The sequence below is a fragment of the Lactobacillus jensenii DSM 20557 genome, assembly GCF_001436455.1.
Taxonomy (GTDB): domain Bacteria; phylum Bacillota; class Bacilli; order Lactobacillales; family Lactobacillaceae; genus Lactobacillus; species Lactobacillus jensenii.
On sequence record NZ_AYYU01000016.1, the window covers coordinates 24,017 to 35,920 of the forward strand.

4 protein-coding genes and 7 tRNA genes are annotated in these 11,904 nt (G+C 38.5%); all 11 read right to left on the bottom strand.

What is annotated here, in order from left to right:
- Positions 1-64: 64 nt before the first annotated feature.
- The 11 genes from rpoC to FC45_RS05400 all read right to left on the bottom strand — a co-directional run bounded on the left by rpoC (position 65) and on the right by FC45_RS05400 (position 11,869).
- Positions 65-3,733 (bottom strand): DNA-directed RNA polymerase subunit beta', encoded by a 3,669-nt coding sequence (gene rpoC / locus FC45_RS05350; protein ID WP_006585211.1) that lies wholly within the window; start codon positions 3,731-3,733, stop codon positions 65-67.
- 11 nt (positions 3,734-3,744) lie between these two features.
- A complete protein-coding gene (gene rpoB, locus FC45_RS05355) occupies positions 3,745-7,383 on the bottom strand; it encodes a DNA-directed RNA polymerase subunit beta (RefSeq protein WP_006588704.1) in 3,639 nt (1,212 codons plus the stop codon).
- Between the two features lie 218 nt (positions 7,384-7,601).
- Complete coding sequence (locus FC45_RS05360) at positions 7,602-10,085, bottom strand: ATP-dependent Clp protease ATP-binding subunit (protein ID WP_057706440.1); 2,484 nt, start codon at positions 10,083-10,085, stop codon at positions 7,602-7,604.
- 97 nt (positions 10,086-10,182) lie between these two features.
- Positions 10,183-11,073: a YczE/YyaS/YitT family protein gene (locus tag FC45_RS05365; RefSeq protein WP_006588023.1), complete on the bottom strand. Its 891-nt coding sequence runs from the start codon at positions 11,071-11,073 to the stop codon at positions 10,183-10,185.
- A gap of 109 nt (positions 11,074-11,182) precedes the next feature.
- Positions 11,183-11,257 (bottom strand) — tRNA-Gly (locus FC45_RS05370).
- 59 nt (positions 11,258-11,316) lie between these two features.
- Positions 11,317-11,390 (bottom strand) — tRNA-Pro (locus FC45_RS05375).
- A 45-nt stretch (positions 11,391-11,435) separates the two neighbouring features.
- Positions 11,436-11,507: transfer RNA gene (locus FC45_RS05380), tRNA-Gly, on the bottom strand.
- Positions 11,508-11,518: 11 nt separating this feature from the next.
- Positions 11,519-11,591 (bottom strand) — tRNA-Thr (locus tag FC45_RS05385).
- A gap of 30 nt (positions 11,592-11,621) precedes the next feature.
- A tRNA-Leu gene (locus tag FC45_RS05390) sits at positions 11,622-11,703 on the bottom strand.
- A gap of 14 nt (positions 11,704-11,717) precedes the next feature.
- A tRNA-Lys gene (locus tag FC45_RS05395) sits at positions 11,718-11,790 on the bottom strand.
- A 6-nt stretch (positions 11,791-11,796) separates the two neighbouring features.
- Positions 11,797-11,869 (bottom strand) — tRNA-Val (locus tag FC45_RS05400).
- Positions 11,870-11,904: the final 35 nt, after the last annotated feature.

Below are 11,904 nucleotides of genomic sequence, written 5' to 3' on the forward strand. Positions count from 1 at the left end.
TATAAAAAGAACCATTAAGCATTATTTGCTTAATGATTCTTTTTTGTTTATGAATTAACTTAAATTATTTATTCTTATTCAAACTATTTAAGTCAATTTTGTTTTCTTCAGCTAATTGACGTTCAATATCAGCGATTGAATATACTGCTTGTGGCTTAGGTACATCAGCTTGAGGTTCCATTGAACGGTAAACTGGCATACCAGTACCTGCAGGAATAATTTTACCAATAATAACGTTTTCTTTAAGACCAAGAAGTGGGTCATTCTTGCTTCTGATTGAGGCATCAGTAAGAACACGTGTAGTTTCTTGGAATGAAGCAGCAGACAAGAAACTGTTAGTTTCAAGAGCGGCTTTAGTAATACCTAAGATTACACTTTGAGCAGTTGCTGGAATACCACCAGAAATGATAACTTCCTTGTTTCTGTCCTTAAATTCACCGATATCCATCAATTCACCTGGCAAGATGTCAGTTTCACCTGGATCAAGTACCCGAACCTTTTGAAGCATTTGACGTGCCATTACTTCGACGTGCTTGTCGGCAATTTCTACCCCTTGCATTCTGTAGGCTTTTTGGATTTCGCTTAGGATGTACTTTTCAGTAGTCAAAGCATCTCTAACTCTGATCAATTCCTTAGGGTCAATAGAACCAAGTGTTAACTTGTCACCACGAACCACTTCATCACCTTCCGCAACTGCAACACTAGCAGTGTAAGGGACAGAGTACGTTCTTGTATCAGTCTTACCTTCAACAGTAATTTCACGAGTATGTTCTGCCGGATTTTCTTCAATTGAAGCTACAACACCAGTTACTTCTGAGATAGTAGCACGCCCCTTAGGATTACGTGCTTCAAACAATTCTTGAACACGAGGAAGACCTTGAGTAATATCTTCAGCACCTGCAACCCCACCGTTGTGGAAGTTACGCATTGTAAGCTGAGTACCAGGTTCACCAATTGATTGAGCAGCTACAGTACCTACTGCTTCACCAACTTCAACTTCTTCACCAGTAGCTAGGTTCATACCATAACATTTTTGACAAACACCGTGTTGGGTGTTGCAAGTAAATACGGAACGAATTGTTACTTCCTTAACACCACGGTCAACAATTTCTTGAGCCAACTCTTCATCCATCATTATGCCCTTAGGTGCAATGACTTCATGTGTTTCTGGATCAAAGACGCTTCTTGCAGTGTAACGGCCAACCAAACGATCGAATAATGGTTCAATCATTTCGTCGCCTTCCTTAATAGCGTGAACAGTAATACCACGGTCGGTACCACAATCAGCTTCACGAATAATAACGTCTTGAGCCACATCAACCAAACGACGAGTAAGGTAACCTGAGTTGGCAGTCTTCAAGGCGGTATCAGTCATCCCTTTACGAGCACCGTGAGTTGACATGAACATTTCCAAAACAGTCAAACCTTCACGGAAGTTTGAAGTAACAGGGATTTCCATCATCCCACCGTTAGGAGCGGCCATCAAACCACGCATACCAGCAAGCTGAGTAAAGTTTGAAATGTTACCACGGGCACCTGAATCGGCCATGACTGAAATTGGATTACGAGGATCGAAGATTCCTGCTACTTCACTTTGAACTTCATCCTTACATGCATTCCAAATGCTGATTACACGGTCGTGACGTTCTTGTTCAGTAATTAAACCACGTCTAAATTGCTTAGAAACAACATCGACTTTCTTGTGAGCCTTGGCAACGATGTCATCTTTATCGCTAACCATAGGAATATCTGCCATACCAATAGTTAAACCTGAGGTGGTACATGCAGTATATCCAAGTTCTTTCATGTCATCTAAGAAGTCAGAAGTTCTTTGCACTCTGTATTCCTTGTAAACAGCTGCAATTGCATCTGACAAGAAGCCCTTCTTAAATGGAGTACCCAAATCCATGTTATCTAATTTTTCATGGATGTCTTCACCTGGTTGTAAGAAATACTTCACATCTAATGGATGAGTTAAGTTTTCTTGAGTTGGATCATTTACATAGAAAAAGTCCTTAGGGAAGATTTGGTTAAAGATCATCTTACCGTAAGTAGTTACAAACACACCATGTTCGTAACCCTTTGGCCAAGTCTTTTCAGGCATTGAATCAGCAGCTAAACCAATTCTAGTGTGGAAGTGAATGTCACCATTCGCATAAGCCATAGTTGCTTCTGCTGGTGAATTGAAGATCATACCTTCACCTTCACGGCCACGTTCTGCCTGCGTTAACCAGTAATTACCTAAAACGATATCCTGTCCAGGTGTTACGATTGGCTTACCATCCTTAGGAGCCAAAATGTGGTGAGCTGCAAGCATCAAAAGTCTTGATTCAGCAACAGCTTCATCTGAAAGTGGCACGTGGATGGCCATCTGGTCCCCGTCGAAGTCGGCGTTGTAGGCTTCACAAGCAAGTGGGTGAAGTCTAATTGACTTACCAGGTACTAAAACTGGTTCAAAAGCTTGAATACCTAAACGGTGCAAAGTAGGTGCACGGTTCAAAAGAACTGGACGTTCCTTAATTACATATTCAAGAATGTCCCAAATATCATCATCTTCACGGTCAATCTTGCGCTTAGCATTTCTAATATTAGTTGCTACGCCACGCTTAACAAGTTCATGCATTACAAATGGCTTGAATAATTCAAGAGCCATTGGACGGGGAACACCACATTGATAGAACTTCAATTTTGGTGAAACGTCAATAACTGAACGACCTGAGTAGTCAACACGCTTACCAAGCAAGTTTTGACGGAAACGACCTTGCTTACCTTTAAGCATGTGTGAAAGTGACTTAAGTGGACGGTTACCAGGACCAACAACAGGACGACCACGGCGACCGTTATCAATTAAAGCATCAACCGCTTCTTGAAGCATTCTCTTTTCATTTTGCACGATAATATTTGGTGCATGTAAATCAAGCAAACGCTTCAAACGGTTATTTCTGTTAATTACACGACGGTACAAATCGTTAAGGTCAGAAGTTGCAAAACGGCCACCTTCAAGTTGAACCATTGGACGTAAGTCTGGTGGAATAACTGGAACAGTATCCATTACCATCCATTCAGGCTTGTTGCCTGAATCTTTAAAGGCATTTAAGATGTCCAAACGACGAATTGCTCTTGTTCTCTTTTGACCAGTAGCAGTTTGTAATTCTGCTTTTAAGCTCTTAACTTCCTTATCAAGATCAACATTTTGAAGTAATTCTTTAATTGCTTCAGCACCCATTTTAGCAACAAAACGGTTACCAAATTTAGCCTTCTTTTCACGGTATTCTGCTTCAGTTAATAGTGATTTAGGCTCTAAATCTGTATCTCCTGCATCAATAACTATGTATGCAGCAAAGTAAATAACTTCTTCAAGTGCACGAGGTGATACATCTAGAACTAATCCCATTCTTGATGGAATGCCTTTAAAATACCAAATATGTGTTACAGGAGCAGCAAGTTCAATGTGACCCATGCGTTCTCTTCTAACTTTTGAAGAAGTTACTTCAACACCACAACGATCACAAACAATACCACGGTAACGAATACCCTTGTATTTACCACAAGCACAAGCCCAGTCCTTTGATGGACCAAAAATTCTTTCATCAAATAACCCATCTTTTTCTGGTTTCAAAGTACGGTAATTGATGGTTTCTGGCTTTTTAACTTCACCATAAGACCATGATCTAATCTTATTAGGTGAAGCAAGGCCAATTTGCATACTTTCAAATTTGTTTACGTCAATCAAAGTTTAACCTCCTACTTAGAAACTGTATCATCAGAAGCTTGATCTACAGAACTTGTTGCACTTTGTTCAGAAGTTGTTTCTTCAGATTTAGTAGCTTCTTCGGCCAACTTCTTCTTTTCTTGTTCTTCTGCTAAACGTGAAAGAGTGTCGATATTAAGATGTTCACTTGAGTCTTCATCCATGTCACGAAGTTCAATTTCTTTGTGATCCATATCAAGAACACGGATATCAAGACCTAATGATTGTAATTCCTTCACTAAAACACGGAATGATTCAGGTACACCTGGCTTAGGAATTCTTTCACCCTTAACAATTGCTTCGTATGCCTTTACACGGCCAACAACGTCATCTGACTTGTAAGTCAAGATTTCTTGTAAAGTGTAAGCAGCACCGTAAGCTTCAAGAGCCCAAACTTCCATTTCACCAAATCTCTGTCCACCGAATTGTGCTTTACCACCAAGTGGTTGTTGAGTAACAAGTGAGTAAGGTCCGATTGAACGTGCGTGAATCTTGTCATCAACCATGTGAGCAAGTTTCAAGTAGTTCATAATACCAACAGAAACACGGTTGTGGAATGGTTCACCGGTACGACCATCATAAATAACAGTCTTACCGTCTTTACTCATACCAGCTTCACGTAAGGTATTGTAAACTTCATCTTCATCAGCCCCGTCAAATACAGGAGTAGCAACGTGAATACCTAATTGGCGAGCAGCCATACCAAGGTGTAATTCAAGAACCTGTCCAATATTCATACGTGATGGCACACCCATTGGGTTCAAGCAGATATCTACTGGACGACCATCTGGTAAGAATGGCATATCTTCTTCTGGAACAACAACAGCAATAGTACCCTTGTTACCGTGACGACCAGCCATCTTGTCCCCAACTTGAATCTTTCTCTTTTGGCAAATGTAAACTCTAACCATGGTGTTAACACCTGGTGAAAGTTCATCTCCACCTTCACGAGTAAAGACTTCAACGTTTTGAACGATACCGCCACCACCATGTGGTACACGAAGTGAAGTGTCACGAACTTCACGAGCCTTTTCACCAAAGATGGCGTGAAGTAATCTTTCTTCAGCTGATAATTCAGTAACACCCTTTGGAGTTACCTTACCAACTAAAATATCGCCGTCTTTAACTTCAGCACCGATTCTAACGATACCTTGTTCGTCTAAATCTTTAAGTGCATCTTCACCAACATTAGGAATTTCACGAGTAATTTCTTCAGGTCCTAATTTAGTGTCACGCGCTTCTGATTCGTAATCTTCAATGTGGATAGAAGTATATACATCATCCTTAACCATTCTTTCACTAATCATGATGGCATCTTCATAGTTGTACATGTTCCAAGTCATGAATGCGATTAATGGGTTTTGACCTAAGGCTAATTCACCTTCAGCCATTGATGGACCATTAGCAATTACTTCGCCTTCAACAATCTTTTCACCCTTCTTAACGTTAGGAGTTTGATTGTAGTTCTTGTTTGCATTTGAGCGACGGTATTTTTCAAGTTCATATTTGTCTAAAGTACCATCTTCACGGCGAATTCTAATTTGATCAGCATCAACATATTCAACTACACCAGCTGCTTCAGCAACTAAAGCGTCTCCTGAGTCATGAGCAGCACGGTATTCCATACCAGTACCAACCAAAGCAGCATGTGGATTAATTAAAGGAACAGCTTGTCTTTGGTGGTTAGCCCCCATCAAAGCACGGTTAGAGTCGTCATTTTCAAGGAAAGGAATACATGCAGAAGTTACAGAAACTACTTGCTTAGGAATAACGTCCATGTAGTCAATCTTATCTGGTGTAACTTCGACATTATCATCTTTGTGACGAGCCAAGATAAGATTTTCTTTAAATGAACCATCTTCATTAAGTGGTGTGTTGGCACCGGCAATAATGTAGTTATCTTCTACATCTGCAGTTAAGTAGTCAATCTTATCAGTAACTTTATGAGTTTCCCAAGAAACACGACGATATGGAGTTTCAATGAAACCATACTTATTAATAATTGCGTATGTTGCCATTGAGTTAATCAACCCAATGTTAGGACCTTCTGGAGTTTCAATTGGACATAAACGACCATAGTGAGTATAGTGCACGTCACGAACTTCATAACCAGCACGATCTCTTGACAAACCACCAGGCCCTAAGGCAGACATTCTTCTCTTGTGAGTCAATTCACCCAATGGGTTGTTTTGATCCATAAACTGTGAAAGTTGTGATGAACCAAAGAATTCCTTGACACTAGCCACAATTGGACGAATGTTAATTAATTGTTGTGGAGTAACTGTATCAGGATCTTGAATTGACATTCTTTCACGTACAACACGTTCCATCCGTGCTAAACCAATTCTAAATTGATTTTGTAATAATTCACCAACACGACGAATACGTCTGTTACCCAAGTGGTCAATGTCATCAGTAGAACCAATTTCATCTTGTAAAGCGAAGAAATAGTTAATAGAAGCCAAAATATCTGCTGGAGTAATGCATTTTACATCAGCATTAATATGACCATTTGAAATTAACTTAACTTCTCTTTCAGGGTTAACTTTTGAAAAGACCTTAATTTCTTGAACAGTAATTGGATCTTGCATTACACCTTCATCAGATGGAGTGTATGTAACCATCTTAAAGTCATCACGATCAAGATACTTTTCAAGAGTTTCCATTACAGCATGAGTAACGATAGTTCCCTTCTTGGCAATAATTTCACCAGTATCTGGGTCCGCTAAAGTTTCTGCTAAAGTTTGATTAAGTAAGCGACTCTTTAAAGAAAGCTTCTTGTTAATCTTGTAACGACCAACTGGAGCCAAATCATACCGACGTGAGTCAAAGAAACGAGCAAACAAGAGTGAACGAGATGAATCAGTCGTCTTAGGTTCACCTGGACGAAGTCGTTCATAAATTTCTTTCAAAGCTTCAGCAACTCGACTATCAGCAGGATTATTGTGTACATCCTTTTCTAAAGTGAATTGCAAAGTATCATTTGTTCCGTAAATATCTTGAATTTCACTGTCTGAGCCAAAACCAAGTGCTCTAATTAAAACTGAAATAGGTAATTTTCTAGTACGGTCGATACGTACATAAGAAATATTCTTAGCATCAGTTTCATATTCAAGCCATGCACCACGGTTAGGGATAACAGTAGCGCCAAAGATTTGGCGTGCATTCTTATCAACATCACAGTTATAGTAAACACCAGGTGATCTAACAAGCTGAGAAACAATAACTCTTTCTGCACCATTAATAACAAATGAACCTGATCTAGTCATTAATGGTAAGTCACCAAAGAATACATCTTGTGTCTTAATTTCGCCAGTTTCGTGGTTAGTAAGTTTTAAAGTAACACGAAGTGGAGCAGCATAATTTGCATCATGATTACGAGCCTCATCAATAGTACTCTTAGCATCTTGAAGCTTGTAACCAACAAAGTCTAAAGATAACTTACCTGAGAAGTCATTAATAGGCATAATATCTTCAAATACTTCGCTAATACCTTCATTTAAAAACCACTTATATGATTCGGTTTGTACATCAGTCAAATTAGGTAATTTAACTACTTCTTTAATGTGAGAAAAACTACGTCTTGTCCGGTGTTGACCGTAATTCACTAAATGTCCGTCCAAGGAAAACATCCTTTCTTTTGCAAAAGAAACCAAATATTACATTTGTGTTACAAATTAAAAAACTGGTATTTTTGAGCATAAAAAAACAAAAACAACACGTTTTGTCGTTTTTGTTCTTATCAGCTTACTGGACAATAGATCAGTAAGCTACTGAATATCAGCCTTTTTGAAAATCAGAATTATTGTATCAAAAAATCGCTGTTTTTGTCAATAGCAAAACCTTGACTTTACTTGCTTAAAGCTGCTTTTTTAGTTTCAGAAACAGTAAATTTTAATTGCCCCTTGGCAGCGCCTATTTTTAGAGTTTGCCCAGAAACTAGCTCTGAACTAATGAGCATATCTGATAACTTATCTTCTACTAAGTTTTGGATTGCTCGTCTTAAAGGACGCGCACCATTTTCAGGATCAAAACCAGCCTTAGCAATGACATCGAGTGCTGCTGGTGAAAACTTAACAACAATTTGCTTTTTAGCCAATCGATCAACCAACTTTTGGGTTAAAAGAGTGACAATCTTTCGTAAATCATTCTTTTGTAATTGGTCGAAGACAATAGTTGCATCAATTCGGTTCAAAAATTCCGGTCTAAAGAAGTCCTTAGTTGCTGCTTGTACTTTAGAAATTCGTTCTTTTTCTTGGCTCACTTCGCTTGTAGTAAAACCTACAGTCTTATCACTAACTAATGAACGTGAACCTAAATTAGAGGTCATGATAATTACAGTATTTCTAAAGTCCACTTTTCTCCCCTTAGAATCTGTCAAAAAGCCATCATCTAACACTTGCAATAATAAATTAAAGACATCTGGGTGGGCCTTTTCAACTTCATCTAATAAAACCACGGAATATGGATGACGCCGAACTTGTTCACTTAATTGTCCGCCTTCTTCATATCCCACATAGCCTGGAGCTGAACCAATCAACTTGCTTGAAGCAATTGTATCCATATACTCTGACATATCAATTCGAACTAAATTATTTTCACTGCCAAACACTGCTGAAGCAACTGCCTTAGCTAACTCAGTTTTTCCAACACCAGTAGGCCCTAAAAATAAGAATGAACCTATTGGGCGACCTTCATCCTTTATACCACTTCTACTACGCTTAATTGCCTTGGCAACTGCCTGAATAGCCTTGTTTTGTCCAATTACTCGCTTATGTAAGGTTGCTTCTAAATTAATTAACTTCCTAGTATCATCTTTCTTCATTTGAGTAGCTGAGACTCCAGTCCACTCAGATACGACACGAGCAATATCTTCTTCGTTAACCACTGCTTTTCGATAAGCATTCACTTTTAACTTATTTAATAAAGCTTGTTTTTGTTTTTCTAGCTTGTCTTCATCCGCTTGTAAATTAGCAGCTTGAACAAAGTTTTGTTTTTCAACTTCTATTCTTTTTTGTTTAGTAACCTTCTTGAGTTCATTTTCAAGAGCCTGTAACTCTTTATTTGAGCCAACTGCATTATTAATTTTTACAGTTGCACTTGCTTCATCTACTAAATCAATTGCCTTATCTGGTAAAAAGCGATTACTCAAATATCTAGTAGATAAATCTACTGCTGCTTTTAAAGCAGCTTCACTAATTTGAACATGGTGAAAGCCTTCATATTTTGGCTTTAAGCCCTCCAAAATATGCAAAGTATCTTCTTTTGAAGGCTCAGTAATTCTTACTTGTTGAAAACGTCTAGCAAGAGCCTGATCTTTTTCAATATATTTTTGATATTCATCAAAAGTTGTTGCACCAATCATTTGAATATCGCCACGTGCAAGCGATGGCTTTAAAATATTTGAAGCATCAATTGCTCCTTCTGCACCACCAGCACCAATCAAGGTATGCATTTCGTCAACAAACAAAATAACCTTTCCATCAGTGCGAATCTCTTTCAAAATCTTTTTCATTCGATCTTCAAATTCGCCCCGATATTTAGTACCAGCTACCAAACTACCAATATCTAAGGCCATAACTCGCTTATCAAGCAAGTCTTCAGGAACTTGCTTTTTTACAATGCAAGTGGCAATTGCTTGTGCAACTGCAGTTTTACCAACTCCTGGTTCCCCGACTAAAACAGGATTATTTTTTGTACGACGTGATAAAATCTGGATAACTCTTTTAGTTTCTAAATCACGGCCAATAACTGGATCAATTTCGCCTTCACGTGCCTGCTTATTTAGATTAATTGAAACACTATCTAAAGTTGGAGTCTTAGAATTGCCTTTCCCTTTATTTTGGTTTAAACCTAAACCATCAAAGAATTCATTGCTCTCTTGACTTAAATCTCCGCTACCTTCTGATAAATCATCAAGAATATCTTGGCGCAAATGATCCAAATCAACATTTAAGTTTTTCAAAATCATCGCAGCTAATACTTGCTCTGTAGAAACTAATCCTAACAGAATATGCAAAGTTTTAACTTCTTTTGCACCAGCATCTTGTGCTGCTCTTCTAGCATAATTAAGTGTCATATTTAAACGAGGAGACATCTCCATATAAGAAGATTTAGGTGCAGAGCCATATCCCGTATAGCGCTCAACTTCGCGTCTAATATCACCACTAGTAATATTCCATTGTCGTAAAATCTTCCCTGCATCCCCACTTGATTCAATTACCAAGGCAAGTAAAACATGTTCTGTACCAATCATTCTGTGTTGAAAATTTTGTGCTTGTTCTTTTGCAATTGCTAAAACTTGATTAGCACTACTACTGTAAGAATATTCCATTATTAACCCGCCTTTCAAAAATCGACTAAAATATTGTACTTTTTCTTAATTCTAATGTAAATCAAATTACTTAATAAACAAAATTTTCTGTTTAAATTTATTGATTCTTTCTCTTATTTAATTCTTCTTCGATCATCTTATATTGAGCAAGATAGTTTTCATAAGTCTGCTTAGAGTTGGCTAAATTACGACGGGCAATCTTTTGCTGAGTCTTTAAGTCAGAATTAGAATAGCGTCCTAGTCTTGCTTGCATAATTTCAGTTGCTTCATAAGTCTTAGCGACCGATTCATAGGTTCTGCGTCCCATCGCTGATAAAAGTACTGTAACCTTATTTCTAGTATCAGGACGAGTTAAGTGATTAATAAATTCTACTAGTGGATCACTTATATGTTCATTCCACCAAGTAATCAATGGCCCAGTAAAGAAGGCTACAATAATCGTCGCAAAGCCAACTGGGCCACCAAATGCTAAAGCACCAGCCATAAATAATACGTCTTGGATAATTCTAGTTATCTTATATGAAGATTTGAATCTTTCAGAAAAAATTGGCGCAATTGCATCATAAGGAGCAACTCCTAATTTCGGTCCCATATAAAGAGAGGAGCCTAAAGTAAATAAAAGTAATCCAATAACTGTGTCAGCCACAATTACTAAGAAAGTAATCTTCTCAGGAAAAAGTTGATTATAGATTTGAGTAAAGAATTGAATTTCAAATCCTACCATAATCATATTAACAAAAGTTCCAATTCCAATTTTTTTGCGGTCAAGCCATAAAATCAGTAAGAAAATTACAAAATTAACTGATAACTGGAAAATCCCTAATCCTAAACCTAGCTTATTGGAAATTCCAGTGTTAATTGCAGTAAATGGATCAAGCCCAACATTACCACCACGTAAAAAAGTGGCTCCAATTGATAAAATTGTTACCCCTACAATTGACATTAAAGTTTTTAAAGCGAGATTACCGAAATTAAGTTTTTCTTTCAAAAAAAGACCTCCTTTGTTTAGATAATTATATCAAAGGAAGTCTAAAAAAATAATTAATATACTTTTTGAGTAAAATAAAAAGGATTCACTACTGTGAATCCTTATCTCGTGGAGCGGAAGACGGGATTCGAACCCGCGACCCCCACCATGGCAAGGTGATGTTCTACCACTGAACTACTTCCGCATAACAGAGTTTATTATAGCAAAGCTTTATCAATCTGCAAAGACTTTTTTGAATAATTATCGGGAAAACCGGATTTGAACCTGCGACCTCTACGTCCCGAACGTAGCGCTCTACCAAGCTGAGCTATTTCCCGAAGCTAACAAAAAAGGATTCACTACTGTGAATCCTCATCTCGTGAAGCGGAAGACGGGATTCGAACCCGCGACCCCCACCATGGCAAGGTGATGTTCTACCACTGAACTACTTCCGCATGAATATGAATGCCGATTATACGATTTGAACGTACGACCCCCTGTTTACAAGACAGATGCTCTACCAACTGAGCTAAATCGGCATATTGTCAATGTGTGGTTTAGCAAACCAATACGGGTGGTGGGACTTGAACCCACACGTCCGAAAACACTAGAACCTAAATCTAGCGCGTCTGCCAATTCCGCCACACCCGCGATATTAGGGCCAATGAGCTGTGAGGGACTTGAACCCTCGACCCACGGATTAAAAGTCCGTTGCTCTACCAACTGAGCTAACAACTCAGGATATGGAGGATACAGGGCTCGAACCTGTGACCTCCTGCTTGTAAGGCAGATGCTCTCCCAGCTGAGCTAATCCTCCATGTGCGCGGCGGCTACCTACCCTCGCAGGCAGTT

Excerpts from the sequence above, each read along its gene's own strand:
- rpoB (WP_006588704.1), bottom strand. The coding sequence starts at position 7,383 with ATGTTTTCCTTGGACGGACATTTAGTGAATTACGGTCAACACCGGACA.
- FC45_RS05360 (WP_057706440.1), bottom strand. The coding sequence starts at position 10,085 with ATGGAATATTCTTACAGTAGTAGTGCTAATCAAGTTTTAGCAATTGCA.